This is a genomic window from Polaromonas sp. (assembly GCF_029945925.1).
Lineage (GTDB): Bacteria > Pseudomonadota > Gammaproteobacteria > Burkholderiales > Burkholderiaceae_C > Polaromonas.
This window is the reverse complement of sequence record NZ_JAQSDN010000006.1, coordinates 33,023-58,434: the sequence shown is the minus strand read 5'-3', so window position 1 is coordinate 58,434 and position 25,412 is coordinate 33,023. Positions and strand designations below refer to the sequence as shown.

Annotated in this window: 22 protein-coding genes; 18 read left to right on the top strand and 4 right to left on the bottom strand. The window is 64.8% G+C overall.

All coding sequences use genetic code 11. The features are described 5' to 3' along the window. Positions 1-5: 5 nt before the first annotated feature. Complete coding sequence (locus PSV40_RS01830; protein WP_300533493.1) at positions 6-473, bottom strand: YbhB/YbcL family Raf kinase inhibitor-like protein; 468 nt, start codon at positions 471-473, stop codon at positions 6-8. 52 nt (positions 474-525) lie between these two features. Then, complete coding sequence (locus PSV40_RS01825) at positions 526-1,131, bottom strand: nitroreductase family protein (RefSeq protein WP_300533492.1); 606 nt, start codon at positions 1,129-1,131, stop codon at positions 526-528. 312 nt (positions 1,132-1,443) lie between these two features. Here PSV40_RS01825 and apbC point away from each other — a divergent pair, with 312 nt between their 5' ends. The 18 genes from apbC (at position 1,444) to PSV40_RS01735 (ending at position 23,838) form a co-directional block, all read left to right on the top strand. Beyond that, entirely contained in the window at positions 1,444-2,535 is a 1,092-nt protein-coding gene (gene apbC / locus PSV40_RS01820) for an iron-sulfur cluster carrier protein ApbC (protein WP_300533490.1), read from the top strand. 25 nt (positions 2,536-2,560) lie between these two features. After that, positions 2,561-3,532 carry a LysR substrate-binding domain-containing protein gene (locus PSV40_RS01815; protein WP_300533488.1) on the top strand — a complete coding sequence of 324 codons (972 nt, stop codon included), beginning with the start codon at positions 2,561-2,563 and terminating at the stop codon, positions 3,530-3,532. A 41-nt stretch (positions 3,533-3,573) separates the two neighbouring features. Then, positions 3,574-5,379: an NADH-ubiquinone oxidoreductase-F iron-sulfur binding region domain-containing protein gene (locus PSV40_RS01810; protein ID WP_300533486.1), complete on the top strand. Its 1,806-nt coding sequence runs from the start codon at positions 3,574-3,576 to the stop codon at positions 5,377-5,379. A gap of 1 nt (position 5,380) precedes the next feature. Further along, positions 5,381-8,257: a formate dehydrogenase subunit alpha gene (gene fdhF, locus PSV40_RS01805; protein WP_300533485.1), complete on the top strand. Its 2,877-nt coding sequence runs from the start codon at positions 5,381-5,383 to the stop codon at positions 8,255-8,257. A 69-nt stretch (positions 8,258-8,326) separates the two neighbouring features. Then, positions 8,327-8,914, top strand: a complete 588-nt coding sequence (locus PSV40_RS01800) for a DUF3305 domain-containing protein (protein WP_300533483.1) — start codon at positions 8,327-8,329, stop codon at positions 8,912-8,914. Further along, positions 8,907-9,608, top strand: a complete 702-nt coding sequence (locus tag PSV40_RS01795) for a DUF3306 domain-containing protein (RefSeq protein ID WP_300533481.1) — start codon at positions 8,907-8,909, stop codon at positions 9,606-9,608. Before PSV40_RS01800 ends, PSV40_RS01795 begins: the two co-directional genes overlap by 8 nt. Continuing rightward, the gene (locus PSV40_RS01790; RefSeq protein WP_300533479.1) at positions 9,538-11,625 is read left to right on the top strand and encodes a 4Fe-4S binding protein; all 2,088 of its coding nucleotides are present in this window, start codon (positions 9,538-9,540) and stop codon (positions 11,623-11,625) included. The genes PSV40_RS01795 and PSV40_RS01790 overlap by 71 nt, the downstream gene beginning before the upstream one ends. A gap of 5 nt (positions 11,626-11,630) precedes the next feature. Continuing rightward, positions 11,631-12,251 (top strand): molecular chaperone TorD family protein, encoded by a 621-nt coding sequence (locus PSV40_RS01785; RefSeq protein WP_300533477.1) that lies wholly within the window; start codon positions 11,631-11,633, stop codon positions 12,249-12,251. Positions 12,252-12,488: 237 nt separating this feature from the next. Then, positions 12,489-12,695: a formate dehydrogenase gene (locus tag PSV40_RS01780; RefSeq protein ID WP_300533475.1), complete on the top strand. Its 207-nt coding sequence runs from the start codon at positions 12,489-12,491 to the stop codon at positions 12,693-12,695. A 32-nt stretch (positions 12,696-12,727) separates the two neighbouring features. Continuing rightward, positions 12,728-15,703 (top strand): formate dehydrogenase subunit alpha, encoded by a 2,976-nt coding sequence (locus PSV40_RS01775; protein WP_300533474.1) that lies wholly within the window; start codon positions 12,728-12,730, stop codon positions 15,701-15,703. Positions 15,704-15,712: 9 nt separating this feature from the next. Further along, a complete protein-coding gene (fdh3B, locus tag PSV40_RS01770) occupies positions 15,713-16,336 on the top strand; it encodes a formate dehydrogenase FDH3 subunit beta (RefSeq protein WP_300533473.1) in 624 nt (207 codons plus the stop codon). Then, positions 16,333-16,554 (top strand): hypothetical protein, encoded by a 222-nt coding sequence (locus tag PSV40_RS01765; protein WP_300533471.1) that lies wholly within the window; start codon positions 16,333-16,335, stop codon positions 16,552-16,554. The genes fdh3B and PSV40_RS01765 overlap by 4 nt, the downstream gene beginning before the upstream one ends. A 72-nt stretch (positions 16,555-16,626) precedes the next feature. Beyond that, positions 16,627-17,739: a formate dehydrogenase subunit gamma gene (locus PSV40_RS01760; protein ID WP_300533521.1), complete on the top strand. Its 1,113-nt coding sequence runs from the start codon at positions 16,627-16,629 to the stop codon at positions 17,737-17,739. 25 nt (positions 17,740-17,764) lie between these two features. Then, positions 17,765-18,154, top strand: coding sequence for a hypothetical protein (locus tag PSV40_RS01755; protein WP_300533470.1), 390 nt, complete (start codon positions 17,765-17,767; stop codon positions 18,152-18,154). Positions 18,155-18,222: 68 nt separating this feature from the next. Beyond that, positions 18,223-19,275 (top strand): formate dehydrogenase accessory sulfurtransferase FdhD, encoded by a 1,053-nt coding sequence (locus PSV40_RS01750; protein WP_300533468.1) that lies wholly within the window; start codon positions 18,223-18,225, stop codon positions 19,273-19,275. A gap of 117 nt (positions 19,276-19,392) precedes the next feature. Then, on the top strand, positions 19,393-21,936 hold the full coding sequence (locus PSV40_RS01745; RefSeq protein WP_300533466.1) for an FtsX-like permease family protein: 2,544 nt from the start codon (positions 19,393-19,395) through the stop codon (positions 21,934-21,936). A gap of 160 nt (positions 21,937-22,096) precedes the next feature. Continuing rightward, a complete protein-coding gene (locus tag PSV40_RS01740; RefSeq protein WP_300533464.1) occupies positions 22,097-22,513 on the top strand; it encodes a group II truncated hemoglobin in 417 nt (138 codons plus the stop codon). A gap of 461 nt (positions 22,514-22,974) precedes the next feature. Next, entirely contained in the window at positions 22,975-23,838 is an 864-nt protein-coding gene (locus PSV40_RS01735) for a hypothetical protein (protein ID WP_300533462.1), read from the top strand. A gap of 165 nt (positions 23,839-24,003) precedes the next feature. On the opposite strand, the gene PSV40_RS01730 is transcribed toward PSV40_RS01735, so the two are convergent. Further along, positions 24,004-24,675, bottom strand: a complete 672-nt coding sequence (locus tag PSV40_RS01730) for a Smr/MutS family protein (RefSeq protein WP_300533461.1) — start codon at positions 24,673-24,675, stop codon at positions 24,004-24,006. Further along, entirely contained in the window at positions 24,675-25,349 is a 675-nt protein-coding gene (radC, locus tag PSV40_RS01725) for a DNA repair protein RadC (protein WP_300533460.1), read from the bottom strand. The genes PSV40_RS01730 and radC overlap by 1 nt, the downstream gene beginning before the upstream one ends. Positions 25,350-25,412: the final 63 nt, after the last annotated feature.

The window sequence follows — 25,412 nt, the reverse complement described above, 5'->3', positions numbered from 1 at the left end:
TGCGCTCAGGCGCGGGTCTTCTGGTAGGTGCCCATGAGTTCCGCGCTGGCCAGCACATGGCCATGCATGGCCCGTTCGACCGCCGCCTTGGTTGGTTGATGGAGCGTGGGCAACGATGTATCCAGGGCGTAGAGCTTGAAGAAGTAGCGGTGCCGGCCTACGGGCGGGCAAGGGCCGCCGTAGTCCGCTCGGTGCCCGTCGTTGAGGCCTGCGCGCGCACCGGCCGGCAACGGCTGGCCGCCCGCCGGCAAATCGGTGCTGTCCGGCGGCAGGTCGATCAGCACCCAGTGCACCCAGGTCTGCTGCGGTGCAGCCGGGTCGGGTGCATCGGGATCGTCCACGATCAACGCCAGGCTGCGCGCGGCCGTCGGGACCCCGTCCCAGTGCAGCGGCGGGGCGCTGTCTTCGCCTTCGTAGGTGTGGCGCCGCGGTATCTCGTCATGCGGCGCAAAAGCACTTGAACTCAGTTTCATGGATGTTCCCCCGGTTGGGCCCATCAGGTCCGGCAGGCCTGGCGGGCGGGTCTCATGGCGCCGCCGGGGACCCGACGCTTTGCGCCAGGGCGATGCGCTGGGTGGGTGACAAGCCCAGGGCCGCCGCCAGCCGGCCCCGGTCAATCAGGCCGCGAACCACCGTCGCCAGACCGGCGGCAGCGCAAAACAGGTAGATATTCTGGGCGATGCAGCCGGCGTCGGCGCCGGCAAGAAAATGGCGCTCCTCGGCGCTGGCGTCGTGCATGCGGTTGAAGTCCGCCACATAGACCAGATTCAGCGGCGCGGTGGCCACGAAGTCCTGCGTGCCGGTGGCGCCGCGCAGGTCCTCGGCCTTGACCAGCAGCAACTGATGGGACACGGCGTCGTATCGGTAAGCACCTTCGGGCAGCACCGCGTAGACGTCGATCTCCTGCCAGTTGCGGGCCGACGGTGCAGTGCGGTGGGCGCTGCCCTGCCGGTTGATGCCAAAGCCGGCCCACAGCAACGCCGACAGCGTTTCCAGGGGCAGGGTGTCCGGCAGGAAGGCGCGCGAACTGTGGCGTTTCTCCAGTGCCTGCGCCAGCGTGGCAGCAGGCGGCAGGGCCGGCGGCGGCAGGACCACCGTGTCGGTTTCCAGATTGAGCGGGATCGTGGACATGAAATCCTCCACAAGGTGTCAAAACGCGCGGACCGCACAAGGGGCCGCTGGCCGGATGCCGGATGCCGGGACGGGGCATGCCATCCCTGCATCCTCAAGGCAAATCATTCTCCGCCTGTGTCCAGGGCACGCATTGAGGCAGATCAATACTGCGCTCTGGCGAAACCCGCACGCATGGCCGGGTTGTCAGGTCATCGCCGGCCTGCCTGCACCTGCCCCGGCATTGGCTTAGACTTCAGCCCAACCCGCTGCCGCGCGGCGCGCCCCGGTGCGGCCGGCTTGTCACCCCAGATTCAATCGGAGATTCCCCAGATGGCTGTAGAACAACAGGCAATTTTGAACGCCCTGCAAGGCGTGCTTGACCCCAACACCGGCAAGGATTTTGTCAGCACCAAGGCGCTTAAAAACTTGCAGATCGCCGGCGGCGACGTGTCCTTTGATGTGGAACTGGGTTACCCGGCCAAAAGCCAGCTCGCCGGCATCCGCAAGCTGCTGATTACCGCCGCCAAGGGCGTGGCGGGCGTCACCAACGTGTCGGTCAATGTCGGTTTCAAGATCGCCAGCCACAGTGTGCAGCGCGGCGTGCAGCTGCTGCCCAATGTGAAAAACATCGTGGCCGTTGCCTCCGGCAAGGGCGGCGTGGGCAAAAGCACCACCGCCGTCAACCTCGCGCTGGCCCTGGCCGCGGAAGGCGCCAGCGTCGGCCTGCTCGACGCCGACATCTACGGCCCCAGCCAGCCCATGATGATGGGCATCGAGGGCCGGCCCGAAAGCGTGGACGGCAAGAACATGGAGCCGATGGAAAACTACGGCATCCAGGTGATGTCGATTGGGTTCCTGGTCGCGCAGGACGAAGCCATGATCTGGCGCGGCCCGATGGCGACGCAGGCGCTGGAGCAGTTGCTGCGCCAGACCAACTGGAAGGACCTGGACTACCTCATCGTCGACATGCCGCCCGGCACCGGCGACATCCAGCTCACTCTCTCGCAGCGCGTGCCCATGACCGGTGCGGTGATTGTCACCACGCCGCAGGACATCGCGCTGCTCGACGCCAAAAAGGGCATCAAGATGTTCGAGAAGGTCGGCGTGCCCATCCTGGGGATCGTCGAAAACATGGCGGTGCATATCTGCAGCAAGTGCGGCCACGTCGAGCACATCTTTGGCCAGGACGGCGGCAAGAAGATGGCGGCCGACTATGGCATGAGTTACCTCGGCGCGTTGCCGCTGGACATGCAGATCCGCCTGCAGGCCGACAACGGGCGGCCGACCGTGGTGGCCGACCCGGACGGCGAAGTCGCCGGCATCTACAAGGCGGTGGCGCGCCAGGTGGCCATCACGATTGCCGCGAAGGCGAAAGACTTTTCGGCCAAGTTCCCGACGATCACGATCTCGAAAAACACCTGATCTTCCCGGGCGCCGGGGGCCAACCATGAACATGCTTGCTTCGCTGCGTTATCTGGTGGCCCTCAGCGAGCACCGGCATTACGCGCGTGCCGCCCAGTCCTGCGGCATCACCCAGCCGGCCCTGTCCAACGCCCTGCGGGCGCTGGAAAAAGAGTTCGGCATCGCCATCGTCAAGCGCGGCCGCACCTACGCCGGCCTCACCCCGGAAGGCGAACGCGTGTTGGCCACGGCGCAACGCATGCTGCACGAACACGAACTGCTGCAGCAGGAGCTGCGCAGCAGTGCCAGCCAGCCGCAGGGTGCGTTGCAGCTGGGCGTGGTGCCGACGGCCGTGCCGGTGGCAACGCGTTTTGCGGCCCGGCTCCGGCAGCGTTACCCGGGCATCGCACCCGTGGTGCGGTCGCTGAGCTCGCAGGAAATTGAACTCGGCCTGGAGAACCTGTCGCTGGACCTGGGTTTTGGGTTTGTCGAACGCCTGAACCAGCGCGCCAGCCGTTTCGAGCTGTTGCCGCAGTACACCGAACACTACTTCCTGGTGCGCCGCGCGGTGGCGCCTGGTCGGCCGGGCAGCGGGCTGCGTGTGGGCCCGGCCATGGGCTGGCGTGAAGCGGCGCAGCTGCCGCTGTGTCTGCTGACGCCCGAGATGCACAACCGCAGCATCGTGGACGGCGCCTTTGCCGGCCTGGGGCTGGCGGTCAAGCCGGTCATGGAGACCAACTCGATCCTGGCGCTGGCCCTCAGCGTGGTCGCCGGCGAGGTCTGCAGCGTGTTGCCGGGCGCGCTGGTGGGCGCGGTCCGCAGTTATGCCGAACTCGAAGCCCTGCCGCTGGTCCAGCCCGAGCTGACGACACCCGTCGGTTTCTTCACGCTGGCCAAGGCCAGCCCCTCGCGGGCGCTGCAGGCCGCGCTGGTGCTGGCCCAGGATGGGGCGTGGCTGCGTCATGCGGCGCAGCACAGCGGGACGCTGCATTCAGATCCTGAATCAGCGCATACATGAATTCAATTTGACGCGGGCGGGCCCAGGAGCGACAGTGCGTCATGAACGCTTTCCCGGTCCTTCCTGTTCCTGTTCCCGCCGTGGCCCTGGCCACGCTGGACGACATGCGCGAGCGCATCCGCCGCAAAAGCAAACTCAAGGGCCGCCAGGCCGACGAGGTTTCTCTGGCCGAGGTTCGCGCGCTGATTGGCGGGCGGCCCGAAGGCGGTCACCGGCGCGACCTTCTGATCGAAAACCTGCACAAACTCAACGACGCCTGGCGCTGCCTGCACGATCGGCACATGGTGGCGCTGGCCCGGGAGATGAACATCCCCATGGCCGAGGTGTACGAGGTCGCGAGTTTTTATCACCACTTCGAGATCGTCAAGGGCGACGCCCAGGCGCCCGGGCTCACGGTTCGTGTGTGTGACGGGCTGTCCTGCGCGCTGGCCGGTGCGCAGGACCTGCTGGCGCGCCTGCCCGCGCTGCTGGGGCAGGAGGTGCGTGTGATCGCCGCGCCCTGCCTGGGCCGTTGCGAGCAGGCGCCGGCCGTTCTGGTGCACCAGCAGGCGCTGCCGCTGGCCACGGCCGAGGCCGTGGTTTTGATGGCAAATTGGCCCCCAGCCCAGAAGGGGAAAGCGCGAGCAGCTATTAATTTTGTAGCGTCTGAGCACGCGGAAAAAAGTGTCCCGGGTTCGGCCGACGAGGTACTGCCGGCCTTCACGGACTACGACACCTACCGTTCCCACGGTGGTTACGCGCTTGCGGCGGCGCTGGTCAACGGGGAAGAAGACGCCGGGGCGGTGCTTGCCGCGATGGAAAACTCCGGCCTGCGCGGCCTGGGCGGCGCGGGTTTTCCGGCGGGTCGCAAGTGGCGCATCGTGCAGGGCCAGCCCGGCCCGCGCATGATGGCGGTCAACATCGACGAGGGCGAGCCCGGCACGTTCAAGGACCGCACTTGGCTGGAACGTGATCCGCACCGTTTCCTGGAAGGCGTGCTGATCGCGGCGCAGGTGGTGGGCATCGAGGCCTGCTACATCTATCTGCGCGACGAGTACCACGACTGCCGCACCATGCTGCACGCCGAGCTGGCCAAACTGCTGGCCGATCCGCCGTGTCCGCTTCCCCTGATCGAGTTGCGGCGCGGTGCGGGCGCCTATATCTGCGGCGAAGAGTCGGCCATGATCGAAAGCATCGAAGGCAAACGCGGCGAGCCGCGCCTGCGCCCGCCCTACATCGCCGAGGTCGGGCTGTTCGGCCGGCCCACGCTGGAGCACAACTTCGAAACCCTGTACTGGGTGAGCGACATCGTGGAAAAAGGCCCGCAGTGGTTCAGCGGCTTCGGCCGCCGCGGCCGCAAGGGACTGCGCTCTTTCAGCGTCAGCGGGCGCGTGAAAAACCCGGGCGTCAAGCTGGCGCCGGCCGGCATCACGGTGCAGGAGCTGATCGACGAGTACTGCGGCGGCATGCAGGATGGCCACACACTTTATGCCTACCTTCCGGGTGGCGCCTCAGGCGGCATTTTCCCGGCCAGTCATGCCAACCTGCCGCTCGACTTCGACACCTTGCAGCCGCACGGCGGCTTCATCGGCTCGGCGGCAGTCATCGTGCTGGGCCACCAGGACAAGGCCCGTGATGCAGCACTCAACATGATGCGTTTCTTCGCCCACGAAAGCTGTGGCCAGTGCACGCCTTGCCGCGTCGGCACGGTCAAGGCGGCGAAGTTGATGGAGGCTCCCGTGTGGGACAACGCCACGCTGGAAGACCTGAACGTGGTGATGACCGATGCGTCCATTTGCGGACTTGGTCAGGCGGCGCCCAATCCGGTGCGCTGTGTCCAGAAATACTTTGCACACGAAGTCGCCTGACATGAATGCGCCAGCCAAGACCGTTGAGATCTCGCCCCGGGTCATCCCCTTTCTGCTTGACGGCAAGTCCGTCGAAGCTTGCGAGGGCGAATCCATTTTGCAAGCTGCCGCGCGCAGCGGCGTCTGCATTCCCCATCTTTGCTACAAGGACGGCTACCGCGCCGACGGCAACTGCCGTGCCTGCGTGGTCGAGATCAAGGGCGAGCGCACGTTGGCCCCCAGTTGCTGCCGAAACGTCACGGCCGGCATGGAGGTGCAGGCCAACAGCGAACGCGCAGTCAAGAGCCAGAAGATGGTGCTGGAGATGTTGCTCTCCGACATGCCCGACGCCGGCTACAAATGGGATGAGACCGATGAATCACTGCAGCACGGCGAACTCAGCGAGTGGGCCGCGCGCATGGGTGTTTCCGTGCGTCCCGAACTGAAGGCGCTGCGCCGCGCCCAGCCCGCCGCCGATGTGTCGCACCCGGCCATGGCCGTGAACCTTGACGCCTGCATCCAGTGCAAGCGTTGCGTGACCGCCTGCCGCGAGGAGCAGGTCAACGACGTGATTGCTTATGCCCTGCGCGGCGCGCACAGCGAAATCGCCTTCGACCTGGCCGACCCCATGGGCGACAGCAGCTGCGTGGCCTGCGGCGAATGTGTGCAGGCCTGCCCGACCGGCGCCCTGATGCCCAAGACCCTGGTGGGCTCCCAGGTTATCGATAAAAAAGTCGACTCGGTGTGTCCCTTCTGCGGCGTCGGCTGCCTGGTGACCTACAAGGTGAAAGACAACAAAATTGTCAGCGTTGATGGTCGCGACGGTCCGGCCAACCAGTCGCGGCTGTGCGTCAAGGGGCGCTTTGGTTTCGACTACGCGCACAGCCCCCAGCGCCTGACCAAACCCCTGATCCGCAAGGCCGGTGTCCCCAAGGATCCGGCCGCCTTGCAGCATCTGAACCGCCACACGGCGGACTGGTCGGACGTTTTTCGCGAAGCGAGCTGGGAAGAGGCCCTGGCGCTGGCAGCCGGCCCGCTCAGGCACCTGCGTGACACCTACGGCAAAAAATCGCTGGCGGGCTTTGGTTCCGCCAAAGGCAGCAATGAAGAGGCTTACCTGTTCCAGAAACTGGTGCGCACCGGCTTCGGCTCCAACAACGTGGACCACTGCACGCGCCTGTGCCACGCGTCCAGCGTGGCGGCGCTGCTTGAAGGCGTCGGCTCGGGGGCGGTAAGCAACCAGGTCAATGATGTTGCACATTCGGACCTGATATTTGTGATCGGCTCCAACCCCTCGGCCAACCATCCCGTGGCCGCCACCTGGATGAAAAATGCCGCGCAGAAGGGCGCCAGAATCGTGCTGGCCGATCCGCGTGTCACCGATATCGGCAGGTACGCCTGGCGCACGCTGCAGTTCAAGGCCGACACCGACGTGGCCATGCTCAATGCACTGATCCACACGGTGATTGAGGAGGGCCTGGTAGACCAGGACTTCATCGACAGGCGCGCCAGCAATTACGAAGCGCTCCGGGAAAACGTCAAGGACTACAGCCCCGAGGCCATGGCACCGGTTTGCGGGATTCCGGCTGCGACCCTGCGTGAGGTCGCCCGTGCATTTGCGAAGGCCAAAGCCGCCATGATTCTGTGGGGCATGGGCATCAGCCAGCACGTCCACGGCACCGACAACGCGCGTTGCCTGATCGCTCTGGCCACCGTGACCGGGCAGATCGGCAAGCCCGGCTCCGGCCTGCACCCGCTGCGCGGCCAGAACAATGTGCAGGGTGCCAGCGATGCCGGCCTGATCCCCATGATGTTCCCCAACTACCAGCGTGTGGACAACGCGGCCGCGCATCAGTGGTTCGAGAATTTCTGGAACACGAAACTCGACGAGACACCCGGTTACACCGTCGTTGAAATCATGCACAAGGCGCTGGCGCCCGAGAGCGACCCGCACAAGGTGCGCGGCATGTACATCATGGGCGAAAACCCGGCCATGAGCGACCCCGACCTGAACCACGCGCGCCATGCGCTGGCCAGCCTGTCGCACCTGGTGGTGCAGGACATCTTCATGACCGAGACCGCCTGGCTGGCCGATGTGGTGTTGCCGGCCACCGCCTGGCCTGAAAAGACCGGCACCGTCACCAACACCGACCGCATGGTGCAGATGGGCAAGCAGGCGGTCGAGGCGCCCGGTGATGCACGACCCGATCTGTGGATCATCCAGCAACTCGCCAGCCGCATGGGGCTGAACTGGAATTACGCAGGTGCGCATGATGGCGTGGCCGCAGTCTATGAGGAGATGCGCCAGGCCATGCACACCGCGATTGCGGGCATCAGCTGGGAGCGGCTGCAGCGCGAGTCCAGCGTGACCTATCCCTGCCTGAGCGCAGACGACCCCGGCGCACCCACCGTGTTCATCGACCACTTTGCCACCGAAGACGGGCGCGTGCACCTGGTACCGGCCGACATCATTCCCGCCAATGAACGGCCCGATGCCGACTACCCGTTTGTGCTCATCACGGGGCGGCAGCTCGAGCACTGGCACACCGGCAGCATGACGCGACGCACCGTCGTGCTCGATGCCATCGAACCCATGGCCATGGCCTCGCTGTGCGGCGCCGACCTGCTGGCGCTGGGGCTGGCGCCGGGCGATGTGGTGACCGTGCAGTCGCGGCGCGGGGCGGTGGCCCTTCATGTGCGGCGCGATGACGGCACGCCGCCGGGCGCGGTGTTCATCCCGTTTGCCTATCACGAAGCCGCGGCCAACCTGATGACCAACGCTGCGCTGGACCCGTACGCAAAAATTCCGGAATTCAAGTACTGCGCTGTCGCGATTCACCGTGGCGGGCAGCTCGCAGGGGCGGCGGGTTACGGGCCCGGTGCTGCCGCAGGCCTTTAACCTTCCAGACCGTGGGTGGCAAAAGAGTTGTGCCGCAAATGCGCATGAAGACAGCCGTACACTGCGGGTATGTCTGAATTTGTCCTGCAACTTCCCGGTGCCGATGCGGCCATTCGCCGACCCTGTGTGGCGGTGGCCGTGGTCATGCGCCGCGAGCACATCGACAACCGCTGGCAGCCCTGGCGCTGGTCGCTGGCCGACATCGTGCCGCACGAGGAAAGTTTTGGCACGCAGCCGCGCCTGCTGCTCAAGGACGAGCAGGAAGAGCGCTGGCTGCATCCCGGTTTCAAGGTGGAGCTGTTCACCGACGACGCCGAAGGTTATTACCTCAACGTCACCACGCCCCAGCCCTGCTTCTGGGTGGTCTGGCGCATGGAGGAAGAGGCGGCGCTGGCCGACGAGCCGGTGGCCGTGCCGCAGACCGTGACCCTGAGTTACCACGACGCCGGGCGCTGGCTGGATGCGCAGGAAACCGTGGAACAGGTGGCAGCGCCGCGCGATGTGGTCGAGTGGATGCAGGCGTTTGTCGATGCCCATTACGTGCTGGAGGCCAAGCGCCGCCAGCGCCCGCAAAGCTTCAAGCCGCTGCAGGACCGATTTGGCAACCCCGCGCGCGTGAGCACGGACAAGAAGTTCGGCGGGGGTGGCCATGGCTGACGAAACCCCTGGATTCCTGGGCCGGTGGGCGCGGCGCAAGACGGACGCCCTGCAGGGCAAGCCCCTGGACGAACCGGCGCCTGCCGCAACGCCGCCTGCGGCTCAAGACGTCGCCCGGACGGGAGTGCCTGCGCCAGCGCCTGCGGCACCGGTGTCGGCCCCGGCCGATGCCGCCGCGTCACCCGAAAAAAAACTGCTGACGCTGGAGGACGCAAAGCTGCTGACCAGGGATTCCGATTTCAAGCCTTTCATGGCCGGTGATGTCGGGCCCGAGGTGCGCAATGCCGCGATGAAAAAGCTGTTTGCCGACCCGCACTTCAATGTGATGGACGGCCTGGACATTTACATCGACGATTATTCCAAGTCCGATCCCATTCCCGAGTCCATGCTCCGGCAGATGGCGAGCGCCAAGTTTCTCAATCTGTTTGAGGATGAAGAAAAGGACGAGAAAGAGGGCGGGAAGGCGGCACCGGCCACTGCACCACGGGAAACTGCGAATAACCCCACGGATGAAACCGTGGCACAGTCCCATGAAGGTCCGGACCTACCCGGTCCGGCCATTTTTCCAGAACATTCCAGCCAACCCGAGCCGCAGCCTGGCTCCGGCGCCAGCCAAGAAAACCATGCCCACACTGATTTGCGACTGCAACCAGACCATGCCGCTCCAGCCCCAGACGCTGGGCACGGCACTTGATGAAAAACTGACCCTGCATTCGGCGCTGTGCCGCCGCGAAGCGGGCGCCTTCCAGAAAGCGGTCCAGTCCGGCGACGATGTGGTGGTCGCCTGCACCCAGGAGACCCGGCTTTTTGCGGAACTGGCGCAGCAGACCGAAGGCGCCACCTCGGTTATCAAGTTCGTCAACATCCGCGAGACCGGCGGCTGGAGCCGGGACGCCGCCCAGGCCAGCCCGAAAATTGCGGCCCTGCTCGCGGTCGCCCACCTGCCGGATGCCGAACCCGTGGCGACCGTGACCTACAAAAGTGCGGGTCGCGTGCTCATCATCGGTGAGCTCGATGCGGCTGAACGCGCCGCCGGCTTGCTGTCGGACGCGCTGGACGTCACGCTGTTCAGTCTGGGGACGGGCCGCGACGGTGGTCTGCAGGAGCGGCGCTACCCGGTGCTGGCCGGGAAGATCCAGCGCCTGACCGGCTGGCTGGGGGCTTTCGAGCTCCATTGGCAGCGCAACAACGCGATTGACCTCGACCTGTGCACGCGCTGCAACGCCTGTCTGGCGGTTTGCCCCGAAGGCGCCATTGGTTTCGACTACCAGATCGACGACGCCCTGTGCAAGTCGCACCGGGCCTGCGTCAAGGCTTGCGGTGTGGCCGGGGCGATTGATTTCGGCCGCGCCCCCGAGGCCTTGAGTGAAAAATTCGATCTGGTGCTGGACCTGCGTGCCACCCCGGCCTTCACGCAACACGCCTTGCCCCAGGGGTATTTTCGCTGGGATGGCCAGGACAGCCGCACCCTGTTGAAGTTGCGTTCACTCGTCGGCGAGTTCGAAAAGCCCAGGTTCTTCAACTACAAACAAAAACTCTGCGCCCACAGCCGCAACGAAAAGACCGGCTGCACGGCCTGTATCGACGTGTGCTCGGCCTCGGCGATCAGCAGCCAGCGGGATCGGCAGCAAATTGTTGTGAATCCCAATCTGTGTGTGGGTTGCGGTGCCTGCACCACGGTTTGCCCGAGCGGCGCTTTGACCTTTGCCTACCCGCGTCCCGGGGAGCAGGGGGCGAAGATCAAGACCCTGCTGGGCACCTATGCGCGTACCGGCGGCAAGCAGGCGGCCCTGTTGCTGCACAGCCAGGAAGCGGGCACGCGGCTATTGGCTGACCTGGGCCGCCTGGCGCGGCTCGATCCGGCCACGCATGGCGTGCCGGCGCGCGTCTTGCCGCTGGCCTTGTGGCACACCGTGTCGGTGGGCCTGGAGTTGTGGCTCTCGGCCATCGCCCACGGCGCTTCCCAGGTGTGGGTGCTGATGACGGACGAGGAAGCGCCGCAGTACCGTGAGGCCGTGCGCGCGCAGATGGACGTGGCGCAGGCCATCCTGGGCGGCCTCGGTTACCAGGGGGAACACTTCCGCATCCTCGAAGCCAGGGACGCACGCGATCTGGCGGCACTCGACGCCCAGTTGCAGGCGGCGCCAGCGCAGGGCGTGGCCCAGGCGGCCGGCTTTGCCGTGCAGGCCGACAAGCGTGCCACCCTGGAGCTGGCGCTGGATCACCTGATGACGCAGGCCACGGCCAGGCCCGAGGCGATTGCGTTGCCGGCCGCCGGCTCGCCGCTGGGCACGCTGTCCATCAACAAGGATGCCTGCACCTTGTGTCTGAGCTGCGTCAGCGCCTGTCCGGCCAGCGCACTGCAGGACAACCCGGAGCTGCCACAGCTCAAATTCATCGAGAAAAACTGCGTGCAGTGCGGCCTGTGCGCGACGACCTGTCCGGAAAACGCCATCACCCTGCAGCCGCGCCTGCTGCTCACGCCCCAGCGCAAGGAGGCGCGTGTGCTCAACGAGAGCCAGCCCTACCAGTGCATACGCTGCAGCAAACCGTTCGGCACCCTCAAGGCGATCGAGTCCATGCTGGGCAAGCTGGCCGGCCATGCAATGTTCCAGGGGGCGGCTGCCGAACGCCTGAAAATGTGCAGCGACTGCCGCGTGATTGACATCTATTCTGCCGACAACGAAATCAAGATCACGGACATTCGCTAAATCCCATGACCCAACCCGCCCAACTCGTAGCGTCCACGCTGGACGAAGAAACCGCCCGCGCTGAAATTTATGGACTGCTGGCCGCGCTGTATTACGCGCCACCACCGGCCGCCCTGCTGGGCAACCTGCGGGTGGCCGTGACCGAAGCACCTGCGGCCGGTGCCTTGCTGGAGGCCTCGTGGGCTGAACTGGTTGGCGCCGCCCGCAGGTTGTCGGACGGGGAGATTGCCCGGGAGTACGAGGCGCTGTTTGGCGGCGTCGGCAAGCCCGAGGTCTACCTGTTCGGATCCCATTACCTCAGCGGTTTCCTCAACGAGAAGCCGTTGGCGGCGCTGCGCACCGATCTGCAAGCGCTAGGCCTGGCGCGCGACGAAACCATGCCCGAGACCGAAGACCATATCGCCTACCTGTGCGAGGTCATGCGGTACCTGATTGCGGGGGACGATGTGGCGGTCGCCAACCTGACGCGCCAGCGCGAGTTTTTCGCATGTCATCTGCAGCCCTGGGCAAGGACCCTGTGCGATGCGGTCAGTGCGCACCCGAAGGCCGATTTCTACCGCAGCCTGGCTGGATTCACACACACCTTTCTCAGCGTTGAAACCCAGGGCTTTGACATGCTGGCCTGAGCAGGCAGGGTCGATGCCAGGCGCGGTGCACCTTCCCCGCACAGCAGCTTTTCTCAAAATGCGACATTTCTTTTGATTAGAGTCGTCGGGGTAAAAACCAAGTTACCCTATCGTTTTCCCCTAGGTATTGCATTTGGCTTGGCCTGACCGTTGTCGCATGCGCAGGTCTGACGTAAAGTAGGCGGGTCAGTAAGTATGCAAACCAGTTCATAACAGCAAGCTTCCTTGGAGACTACTATGCAGGACAGCCAGCCAAAACCCTCGCGCCGGGGCTTCTTCTTCGGCGCCGCTGCCACCGGTGCTGTTGCCGCCGTGGCGGTCGCCCTGCCCGGGATGCAAGCGCCCGAGGCCGCCCTCCAGGAACCCAAGCCTGCGCCGGAAAAAGGCGGCGGCTACAGCCTGTCGGATCACGTCAAGCGCTACTACCAGACCGCGCGTATCTAGTTTTTCCCGTTTCCCCTCTTACGGAGAGCTCCATGCTGCTCACGAAAAAAATTCACAGTGTTCACGGCGATACGGCGCAGCGCGCCGGATCTGCACGTTTTGTACAAAGCCTGTCGCGCGGACTGTCGAAAGCTCTGCCCACCATGGACCGCCGCGCTTTCCTGCGCCGCTCGGGCCTGGGGGTCGGCGTCGGTCTGGCGGCGACCCAGCTGACGCTGGTCAAAAAAGCCGGGGCTGCGACGCCCGGCGCCGGGGACGGCAGCGGGAAGATCGAGGTCAAGCGCACGGTCTGCACCCATTGCTCGGTGGGTTGTGCCGTCGATGCTGTCGTTCAAAACGGCGTCTGGGTCCGGCAGGAACCGGTGTTCGATTCTCCGATCAACCTCGGCGCCCATTGCGCCAAAGGTGCTGCGCTGCGTGAACACGGCCATGGCGAATACCGCCTGCGCTACCCAATGAAGCTGGTCAACGGCAAGTACGAGCGCATCGGCTGGGACACCGCACTCAACGAGATCAGCGCAAGAATGCTGGAGTTGCGCAAGGCCAGCGGCCCTGATTCGGTGTATTGGGTCGGATCGTCCAAGCACAACAACGAGCAGGCCTACCTGATGCGCAAGTTCGTGAGTTTCTGGGGCAGCAACAACTGCGACCACCAGGCGCGCATCTGCCATTCCACCACGGTGGCCGGCGTGGCCAACACATGGGGCTACGGCGCCATGACCAATTCGTACAACGACATGCAAAACAGCAAGTGCGCGTTGTACATCGGCTCCAACGCCGCCGAAGCCCACCCGGTCAGCTTGCTGCACATGCTGCACTCCAAGGAAACCGGCTGCAAGATGGTTGTGGTGGACCCGCGTTTCACGCGCACGGCCGCCAAGGCCGACGAGTACATCCGCATCCGCTCTGGCTCGGACATTCCGTTTCTGTTCGGCATGCTGTATCACATCTTCAAGAACGGCTGGGAAGACACCAAGTACATCAACGACCGTGTCTACGGCATGGACAAGGTCAAGGAAGACGTGCTCGCGAAGTGGACGCCGGACAAGGTCGAGGAAGCCTGCGGCGTGCCCGAGGCGCGCGTCTACATGGCCGCAGAGATGATGGCCAAGAACCGGCCGTCCACCATCGTCTGGTGCATGGGGCAGACCCAGCATACCATCGGCAATGCCATGGTTCGCGCCTCCTGCATCCTGCAGCTGGCCCTCGGCAACGTCGGCGTCTCCGGCGGTGGCACCAATATTTTCCGCGGCCATGACAACGTGCAGGGTGCGACCGACGTCGGCCCCAATCCGGATTCGCTGCCGGGTTATTACGGTCTGGCCGAAGGTTCCTGGAAACACTTCGCCAAGACCTGGGGCGTGGACTTCGACTGGATCAAGGGGCGTTATGCCTCGCCCGCCATGATGGGCAAGCCCGGCATCACGGTGTCGCGCTGGATCGACGGCGTGATGGAGAAAAACGAATTCATCGACCAGGACTCCAACCTTCGTGGCGTGGTGTTCTGGGGCCATGCGCCCAACTCCCAGACCCGCGGCCTGGAGATGAAACGCGCCATGGACAAGCTCGATCTGCTGGTGGTCATCGATCCCTATCCATCGGCCACAGCCGCCATGGCGGCCATGCCGGGCCAGGCCGAAGACCTCAATCCCAATCGCGCCGTCTATTTGCTGCCGGCTGCGACCCAGTTCGAGACCAGCGGTTCCGTGACGGCATCCAACCGCTCGCTGCAGTGGCGCGAAAAAGTCATTGAGCCGCTGTGGGAAAGCCGCAGCGACCACATGATCATGCACCAGCTGGCCGAAAAACTGGGCTTCGCCAAGGAGCTGTCGAAGAACTACAAGATGCAGAAGGTCAAGGGCATGGACGAGCCCGTGCCGGAAGACATCCTGCGCGAGATCAACAAATGTGTCTGGACCATCGGCTACACCGGGCAAAGCCCGGAGCGCCTGAAGGCCCACATGCGCAACATGCACCTGTTCGACGTCAAAACACTGAAGTCCAAAGGCGGCAAGGACAAGGAAACGGGCTACGACACGACAGGGGATTATTTCGGTCTGCCATGGCCCTGTTTCGGAACCCCGGAAATGAAACACCCCGGTTCCCCCAACCTCTACGACACCTCCAAACACGTGATGGACGGCGGCGGCAACTTCCGCGCCAATTTTGGTGTCGAGCGCGAAGGGAAGAACCTGCTCGCCGAAGACGGTTCGCACTCCAAGGGCGCCGACATCCAGACCGGCTACCCGGAACTCGACCATCTGCTGCTCAAGAAGCTCGGCTGGTGGGATGAACTGACCGAACCGGAGAAGGCCGCGGCTGAAGGCAAGAACTGGAAGACCGACTCTTCGGGTGGACTGATCCGGGTGTTCATGCAGGGCCACGGCTGCCACCCTTTCGGCAATGCCAAGGCACGCGCGGTGGTCTGGAATTTCCCCGATGCGATTCCGCAACACCGCGAACCGCTGTACGGCAACCGGCCCGACCTCATGGCCAAGTACCCGACGCATGATGACAAGAAGGCCTTCTGGCGCCTGCCGACGCTTTACAAAACCATCCAGCAGAAAAACATCGCCGACAAGGTGCATGAAAAATACCCGCTGATCATGACCTCGGGCCGTCTGGTCGAGTACGAAGGTGGCGGCGAGGAAACCCGCTCCAACCCCTGGCTGGCCGAGTTGCAGCAGGAAATGTTCATCGAGATCAATCCCAAGGTGGCTGCCGAGAAGGGCATACGCAACGGCGAACGCGCCTGGGTCAGCACACCGACGGGTGCCCGCCTGAATGTCCAGGCGCTGGTGACGGAGCGTGTGGGACCCGACACGGTGTTCCTGCCTTTCCACTTTTCGGGACGCTGGCAGGGCGCCGACATGCTGGCCTACTACCCCAAGGGCGCCGCCCCTGTGGTGCGCGGCGAGGCGGTCAATACGGCGACCACCTACGGTTACGACAGCGTGACGATGATGCAGGAAACCAAGACGACGGTCTGCAACGTCGAGAAGGCATAAGGAAATACCATGGCACGCATGAAATTTGTCTGTGACGCCGAGCGCTGCATTGAGTGCAACGGTTGCGTTACTGCCTGCAAGAACGAAAACGAAGTCCCATGGGGCGTCAACCGGCGCCGTGTGGTGACGCTCAACGACGGTGTTCCCGGCGAGAAGTCCATTTCGGTGGCCTGCATGCATTGCAGCGATGCGCCCTGCATGGCTGTGTGTCCCGTCAACTGTTTCTACCGCACCGACGAGGGTGTGGTGCTGCACGACAAGGATGTCTGCATCGGTTGCGGCTATTGCTCTTACGCCTGTCCGTTCGGCGCGCCCCAGTTCCCGTCCCAGGGTACGTTCGGCGTGCGCGGCAAGATGGACAAGTGCACCTTCTGCGCCGGCGGTCCCGAGGCCAGCGGCAGCCAGGCCGAATTTGAAAAATACGGTCGCAACCGGCTGGCCGAAGGCAAGCTGCCGGCCTGCGCCGAGCAGTGCTCGACCAAGGCGCTGCTCGCCGGCGATGGCGATGTGGTTGCCGACATCTTCCGCACCCGTGTCGTGCAGCGCGGCAAGGGCGCCGAAGTGTGGGGCTGGGGAACGGCCTACGGTTCCAGACAAGCTGGTCAGCCTCCCGTGAATGGAGTTAAATCATGATGCGTCTTGCACTGCTCACCGCTGCCATCCTGGCGCTTGCCGCTTGCGGCGAAAAGCCCCAGACCGCTGCCGGCGTCAAAAGCGACACGGCCGCATACCAGGGCACCAGCAATGCCTTCAATGCCCCAGGCTGGAAAGCCGGCGACAAAGCCGCCTGGGAGCAGCAGCTCAAGACCCGTGCGCAGGCCGGCCAGAACGAATACAACCGCGTGAAATAACAGGGAGTTCACATGCAACGCCCATCGCGATTCCTGGCAGCACTCTTTTTTGCAGCGTTTGGCTTCTCGGCCATGGTGTCGGCGCAACCCGCGGCCACCCCGGCCCCGGCTCCGGCAGCGGCAGCACCCACAGGCGGCATCCAGAGCGCCAACATCTTCGAGGTCAAACCTGAGGCGAGCGCTGATCCCAAATACGCCGAGCAGACCAATGGCGAGCGCGCCAGGGTCCAGCCCGGCAACAATGCGCCGATGTGGCGGCAGGTCGGCTCCGGCGTCACCGGCTACAGCAGCCTGCCCAAAAGCGAGGCGCCCGAGGCCGGCAACTTGATCCAGCCATTTGTGCAGTACCCGGGCTCGCGCTTGACCAATGCCGGTGAGGCTTGGCGGCAGGTGCGCAACAACTGGCTGATTCCCTACGGTGGCGCACTGCTGCTGATCGTGGTGGGGGCGATCGCGCTGTTTTACCTTGGCAAGGGCAGGATCAATCTGCACGGTGCCGAAACGGGTCGCAAGATCGAGCGTTTCACGCCGTTCGAGCGTTCCGCACACTGGGCCAACGCCATTGCTTTCTCTATTCTTGCCATCTCCGGCATCGTCATGGCGTTCGGAAAGTTTTTCCTGCTGCCCATCATGGGCGCCACCCTGTTCGGCTGGCTGAGCTATCTGCTCAAGAACATGCACAACTTTGCCGGTCCGCTGTTTGCCGTGTCGCTGGTGATTGTGTTCTTCACCTTTGTCCGCGACAACATGCCACGGCGTGGCGACATGGGCTGGCTTCTCAAGGGCGGTGGCCTGCTGTCGGGCAAGGAAATCCCCTCGCACCGCTTCAATGCGGGCGAAAAGCTGCTGTTCTGGGGTGGCGTGTTTTTCCTCGGCGCCATCGTGGTGGCCTCGGGGCTGGTGCTCGACAAGCTGATTCCCGGGCTGATCTATGTTCGCGACACCATGCAGGTGGCGCACATGGTGCATGCCGTGGCAACGGTGCTGATGATGGCGCTGTTCATCGGCCATATCTACATCGGTACCATCGGCATGCAGGGTGCCTACGACGGCATGAAAACCGGTTATGTCGACGAGACCTGGGCCAGGGAGCACCACGAGTACTGGTATGACGACGTGAAGGCCGGCAAGATTCCGGCGCAACGCAGCGAACCTGCGCCACCGAGCCAGACCGTCCAGGCCTAGATCAGATCCGAACAGCGAGGATTCCATGAAAAAAATTCTTATTGCCGCCTTGTTTGCCAGCGTGTCCGCCGTGGTACTGGCCAAGCTTCCCCCGGTCAGCGACGAGGCCAAGGCCAAGGCTGCCGAGGCCGCCGCGAAGGCCGCCTGGGCCGGCAAGGTCGATGGCTACCTGTTGTGCAAATCCATGGACAAGGTGGTAGCCAGTTATTACAAGACCGCCAAGGCGGCCGGCAAGGAAACCAAGCCGCCGGTGGCCACGCCAGCGTGCGCAGACCCTGGGGCTTTCAGCTACAAGCCTGCCGAGGTGGCCAAGCCCCTGGAGGCATCGGGTGCGCATTCTCCGGCGGCTACCGCCACCAGCCCGCCCAGCAGCAAGACCCCCGCGGCAGCCATTGCCCCTGAAAAAAAATCCTGACCATCGACCATCCATTGCAAAAAGGCCGGCCCCGCAAGGTGTCGGCCTTTTTGTTGTAGTCTCCAACCATGCCTCTGCCATACCTGACCCAGGCCCGGGCGCCGCTCACCTGTGACATCGACGCCGTCAACGAATACGGTGATCCGCTCCAGATTGCCATTCCCGCCGAACGCGCCCTGACGGTGTATGTCGACAAGCGCGAGTTGGTGACCTTGATGACGCTGGGTGCCCACCCCGAGTTGCTGGTGCTGGGTTACCTGCGCAACCAGCGGCTGGTCAAGGACGCCGCAGACATCGAATCCATCACGGTGGACTGGGATGTGGGCGCCGCGGCGGTCAAAACGCGCCACGGCATCGCGGATATCGAGGCAAAAACCGCGCGCAAGGTGGTGACCACCGGTTGCGGGCAGGGCAGTGTGTTCGGCGGCCTGATGGACGAGGTGGACCAGATTGAACTGCCCGCCGATGCCTGCATCACCCAAGCCCAGCTGTACGGCCTGGTCAACACCATCCGCCTCAAGGAAACCACTTACAAGTCGGCGGGATCCGTTCATGCCTGCGCGCTGTTTTCCCTGGCATCCGCCGAGCCGGAGATGCTGCTGTTTGTCGAGGATGTGGGGCGGCACAACGCCATTGACACCATTGCCGGCTGGATGGCTATGAATATGACCCCCACGCTTGTCGCTTCGCGTACTGCGCTGCCCCCCGAGGGGGCTGTTCCGCCTAAGGGCGGCCTGTCGGCGGAACCGGCCCCCACGCTCCCCACTTCGCGAGCCTCCGGCACTTCGCTGCCCCCTGCACGGGAAACAGGGGCGCTGCGCCTGCGGCCCGGCGAAGCCGGTTCCGCGGCCCCGGCTGGTAAAGAGGGCGCCGGGCTGGTGTTTTACACGACAGGACGGCTCACCAGCGAAATGGTCATCAAGTCGGCACAAATGGGGGTGCCGATTGTGGTCTCGCGCAGCGGCATCACGCAGATGGGCCACCAGGTGGCGCAGGCCGTCGGGCTGTGCGCCATCGGCCGCGCGACCAACCGGCGTTTTGTCTGTTACGCCCAGCCGCTGCGGCTCAAGCTGCAACCTGACCTCGCCGGCCCCCGGCTTCGGGCGCCAGAGACGGCTTGATGGCTTGACGGCGGTGCGGCATTCCCACAGAGGTGGCGGCCCGCTGAAGTGCCCGGGCTGTTCACCGGCAGAAACCGACAGGCGCCGGGGCTGTGGACTTTGCGTTAAGGTCAGGCCATGAACACCCTTTTCCTCAAACTCGGCTGGCGCACGCTGCTGCGCGACCTGCGCGCCGGAGAACTGCGGCTGCTGATCGTTGCGGTGACGCTGGCGGTGGCGGCCCTGACGGCCGTCGGTTTTTTTGCGGATCGCCTCAAGGGGGGCCTGCAGCGTGATGCCCGCCAGCTGCTTGGCGGTGACGCCGTTCTTCGCAGCGACGGCATGACTCCCGAGGTGTTCATTGCCAGGGCGCGCAGCTTGGGCCTGCAGGTCACCTCGACCGTGACCTTTCCGACCATGGGCCGGGCGCGCGAGGAAGACGGCGGCGCCAGCAAACTCGTGGCCTTCAAGGCGGTGCCCGAGGGTTATCCGCTGCGCGGCACGATGCAGGTCGCACCCAGCCCCGAGGCTGCCGGTGCGGCCACGCGCGAGATTCCCGCCCCCGGCACGGCCTGGGCCGACGCGTCGCTGCTCGATGCGCTGGGGCTGCGCATCGGCCAGACCCTGCTGATGGGCGACGCCCGCTTCACTTTGGCGCGTGTGATCGTCCAGGAGCCGGACCGCGGCGGCGGTTTTGCCAATTTTTCACCGCGCGTGATGATCAACAGCGCCGACCTGGCGGCCACCGGCCTGATCCAGCCGGCCAGCCGGACCAACTACCGCTTTGCCGTGGCCGGCAGCGACGCCGCGGTGAAAACCTATGTCCAGTGGGCCACGCAGGAGATCAAGAAGGCCGAGTGGCGCGGCGTGCGCATCGAGTCGCTGGAAAGCGGCAGCCCCGAGATGCGCCAGACGCTGGACCGTGCCGAAAAATTCCTCAACCTGGTCGCCTTGCTGGCGGCCTTGCTGAGCGCCGTGGCGGTCGCCATCGTGGCACGCGGCTTCGCATCCAAACACCTGGACGACTGCGCCATGCTGCGTGTGCTGGGCCAGCCGCAACGCACCATCGCGCTGGCCTACACCTTCGAATTTGTGCTGGCCGGCATGGCCGCCAGCGCCCTCGGTGTGCTGATCGGTTTTGCCGTGCATTATGGCTTTGTGCTGCTGCTGGCCGGCCTGGTCGACACAGCGCTGCCGGCGCCTACCCTCTGGCCCGTGGCTTTCGGCATGGGCATGGGGTTGACCCTGCTGCTCGCTTTCGGCCTGCCGCCGGTGCTGCAGCTGGCCCAGGTTCCGCCGCTGCGCGTGATCCGCCGCGATGTCGGCAACCTGCGGCCGGCTTCGCTCGCGGTGCTGCTGGTCGGGGTGCTCGGTTTTGCGGCCTTGCTGGTGGCCGCCAGCAGCGACCTCAAGCTTGGCTTGATTGCCGTCGGCGGTTTCGCCGGGGCCGTGGCGGTGTTTGCCGTGGCCAGTTTCGCGGCGGTCAAGCTGCTGCGTGCCAGCGTCAATGAAGCCACCGCGCCGCGCTGGCTGGTGCTGGCCACGCGCCAGCTGTCGGCGCGCCCGGTCTATGCCGTGGTGCAGGTCAGCGCGCTGGCGGTCGGTCTGCTCGCGCTGATGCTGCTGGTGCTGCTGCGCACCGATTTGATCAGCAGCTGGCGCCAGGCCACACCGCCCGATGCGCCGAACCGCTTTGTCATCAATGTGCAGCCCGAGCAGGGCGCCGCCTTCCAGCAGGCCTTGCGCGACGGCGGCGTCACGAAGTTTGACTGGTATCCCATGATTCGGGGTCGCCTCGTCGCGATCAACGACAAGGTGGTCGCGCCGGAGGACTTCGAGGACGACCGCGCCAAGCGCCTGGTGGACCGCGAGTTCAACCTGTCCCATGCCGCGCAGCAGCCCTCGCACAACCAGGTGGTGGCCGGCCGCTGGACGCCCGATGAGGCGGGCGCCATCAGCGTCGAGGATGGCCTGGCCAGCACCCTGGGTCTCAAGCTGGGCGACAGCCTACGTTTCGACATCGGCGGCCAGCTCAGCGAGGCAAAAATCACCAGCCTGCGCAAGGTGGACTGGGGTTCCATGCGGGTCAACTTTTTCGTGATGTACCCGGTTGCAAAGATGACCGACGTGCCGGTCTCCTACATCAGCGCCTTCCGCGCGCCCGAACGTGTGCCCGCTCAGGACGGGGTGAAACCGCGCAGCTTTGACAACGAACTGGTCAAGGCCTTTCCCAACATCACCAACGTCGACATGAGCAGCACCATCGCCCAGGTGCAGCGCGTGCTCGACCAGGTGATACGCGCCGTGGAGTACCTGTTCGGTTTCACGCTGGCCGCCGGCCTGGTGGTGCTGTTCGCGGCCATCACCGCGACACGCGAAGAGCGTGCGCACGAGTTCGCCATCATGCGTGCCGTTGGTGCGCGCGCCTCGCTGCTGCGCCAGGTGCAGCGCGCCGAACTCGCCGGCGTCGGCCTGCTGGCCGGTTTTCTGGCCTCCATCGTGGCGCTGGCCGTGGGCTGGGGCCTGGCGCGTTTTGTGTTCGATTTCAGCTGGACCGGCTCCTGGACCGTGCCGCTACTGGGCAGCCTCGCCGGCGCCGTGCTGGCGATGGCGGCGGGTTGGTGGGGGCTGCGTTCCGTGCTTAATACGCCGGTGGTTGAAACCTTGCGCAAGGCCCAATAATTTCCCTCCGGCTCGTCATCCCGGACTCGAGGAGCTTGCCCCGGACTCCGATCCGGGGGGATCCATGCCGCATGAATCACAGCCCTGGCTCGCGCCGCATGGATTGCGGATCAAGTCCGCAATGACAAGCTAACCTAGAGACTCCCTTTTTAGAATAATCATGAACATCGAAGAAAAACCACCGGGCACACCGCCCTTCGACACCCCCTTCGACTGGATAGGCGGCGAAGAACGGGTGAAGGCGTTGGTAGACCGTTTTTACGACCTGATGGACCTCGAGCCCGGCTACGCCGAATTGCGCGCGGCGCACGGCAGCGACCTGGTCAAGGCGCGCCAGCACCTGTTCTGGTTCCTGTGCGGCTGGCTGGGCGGGCCGCAACACTACACCGAGCGTTTTGGCCACCCCAAGCTGCGCCTGCGCCACATGCCTTTTGTCATCGGCATCCTCGAGCGCGACCAGTGGCTGGCCTGCATGGACCAGGCGATGGGCGAAACCGGCGTCGATGAAGAACTGCGCGCCAGGCTGCGGGCCTCTTTTTTCCAGACCGCCGACTGGATGCGCAATTCGCCGGCCTGACGTTGTGCGGTCATGGCAAACCTGCCCCCGTTCGGGCTGAGCTTCGAAGATCTTTCCGTGTCATGCTATTGATTCGGTAGCTGCTTACGCCCGTTTTTTAAGGGTTCCGGGCACTTTCCCCTTGTAAACTCGACTGACGCGGGGGCAGCAAGCCGGATCTGGACTGATTCTATGCATCAAACATGCCTCTGGCCCTTATTCCTCGGACGCACGCAGCTATGTAATAGATAGCATTCATGCGGCATGCACAGACCCGGGGTGGCGTTGGCGACACTGTGACGGGCCCGCCACCCGGCCGGATGAGGACTTCACCATTGACGGGATAATCAACAACGCTGTCCTTTCTGGTCCTGTTGCTCACCCCGAGCCCCGGAGCCACAACCCGATGCCCAAAATCATCTTCAATGTCCAAAGCGCCCTCCATGCGCGGCACTTACAAGCTGTGATGAGTTCCTGACGCCATGGTCACACTGCACGTCACCCGGGAACTGGCCCGCGCTCTCAAGTTGCCGGCCCAGCTGGCTGTGGATGCCTGTGCGTCTGGCAGCACGCTGGGCCCCTGGTCTCTGGGACTGGTGCATTGCCGGCCGGCCAAGCTGGTGGTGGCGGTGAGCGCGAGCACGCGCTGGGCCATGGCGCTGCATGCGGCGCCGTTGGCAACACTGCAACAACGTTTTGGCCCGGCCCTGCTGCAAAACCTGCTGGCACTCGACGTTCCGCCTGACCGTGCGCGCGCGGAGGTGGACGCGCATGCGCCGGTGCAATGGGCACTGGGCCACAACCGCGGCGTGCTGACGCACCTGAACCAGTGCGCGGGGGATGTGCTGTGGGCGGCCAACGATGGTTTGTCCCTAACGTCGGTCAATCAGCGCCTGGCCGAACGCATCATCATCAAGCCGAAGACCGGCCTGCCTGCTTCCGACGTGCTGCGTTTGCTGGGCGGAGACCCGGACAACCTGGATCGTGGCAAGCGCGCACAAGGGCAGGCCTGGCGCGAGACCTACGCGCTGATGCAGGCCCAGGCCGGGCAAGAGGTGGTGACCATGCCGGTGCTGCGTCTGCTCGGGTCCGAGCGGTTGGAGGCGCGCCACCAAGCTGAAATCCTCATGAGCCGGCTGCCTGTGGACGAGCGCCGCAGCCTGGCCTCAGGCCGGGCACCGCGCTGGATACCGGGGGAGCTGGTGCTGGACCTGACAGGCATTGAGGCAGTGAGCCCGACCTTTGCTGCGGTGCTGCATGCCGAGGCGTCGGCCCTGGGATTGCGGCGTCTGATCTTGCGCAATGCGCTTGAGGATGTGGCTGCACAAATGCTACAGATTAAATAGCGGCTCCCGCCTGACTGGTATGGGCTGAGAGCACTTTTCGCTTAAAAAAGTTGGAAGGGCCGGCATTGACCGTAGCGTGCGGGCCGAAAACTCAGAAGAAAAATGCCTTCCGCCCTTATCGCGCGGGCGCAAGCAGCTCCTGAATTCATAGCGAAACGGGAAAATTCAGCTCTGCGCCAGTAGCACCACCAGCGCACCGGCGCCGCCCTCGGCCGGCCGCGCCTGCACAAAGGCGATCACTTCCTGCTTCTGGATCAGCCAGCTTTGCACCCGGCCCTTGAGCACCGGCGTTTTGCCGGGTGAACCCAGGCCCTTGCCGTGCACCACACGCACGCAGCGCATGCCGGCCTTGTGGGCTTCGCGAATGAAAGCCGAGAGCGTATCGCGCGCGTCCTCGCGGCGCAGGCCGTGCAGGTCGAGCTGGCGCTGGATGCTCCAGCCGCCGCGGCGCAGCTTGCGCACCACGTCCGGCCCCATGCCCGGACGGCGAAAACTCAGCGCCTCGTCGGTGTCGAGCAGGGTTTCAACATCAAATTCGTCGGAGATGGCCTCGCGCATCACGGCCAGTTCGTCGCGTTGCTGCTGCACGGGGATTGGCGCGGGCTGGGCTGGCGGCAAGTGCGCCCGGTGACCCGGATGGCCGGGCCGGTGCCTGGCCGGCAGCGCCTTGACCAGGCCAATGGCGCGCGAGAAAAGCTCTTTTTCGGCCTTCGCTGTCGCAGCGGCAGCGGCGCGCGCCGCCTTGCGTTCAGCTTCCTGCCGGGCCCGGGTTTCTATCTCGAGCTTGACGGCTTTCAGGCCCTTCAGGTCCTTGATGGGCGGTGGTCTGGCTGCCATCAGAGCAGTCCCCGTTCAGCCATCGAGATCGCCTGCGTGCTGGTCACGACAAAATGGTCCAGCACCCGCACGTCCACCAGGGCCAGCGCGGCTTTGAGCGTCTGCGTCAACGCCTCGTCGGCACGCGACGGTTGCGCTTCGCCGCTCGGGTGGTTGTGCGCCAGCACCACGCTGCCGGCGTGCAGGGCCAGCGCCCGCACCACCACTTCGCGCGGGTAGACGCTGGTTTGTGTCAGCGTGCCGCGAAACAGTTCTTCCAGCGCAATCAGCCGGTGCTGGCTGTCGAGAAACAGCACTGCAAAAATTTCGTGTGGCCGGCTGCCGAGCTGCAGCTGCAGGTAGTCCCGCACCGCCTGCGGTGTGGTGAACAGCGGCTTGTCCTGCAGCTCCTGCGCCAGCGCGCGGCGCGCGAGCTCCAGCACGGCCACCAGTTCGGCGCGTTTGGCCGGTCCCAGGCCCTTGATGCTGTTCAGGGCTTGGTGCCCGGTGTGCAGCAGGCCGGCCACGCCGCCGAAAGTGTCCACCAACTCCTGGCCCATCTGCAGCGCGTTTTTGCCGGGAATGCCGCTGCGCAGCAACAGCGCCAGCAGCTCGGCGTCGCTGAGCGCGCCGGGGCCGCGGGCCAGCAGCTTTTCGCGGGGACGGGCGTCCTCGGGCAGGTCTTTCAGGAGCATGGGCGTCCAGTCGGGTGGGCAAGCATTGAAAAAAACGCCTTCACAGGGCCAGTATCAGGGCTA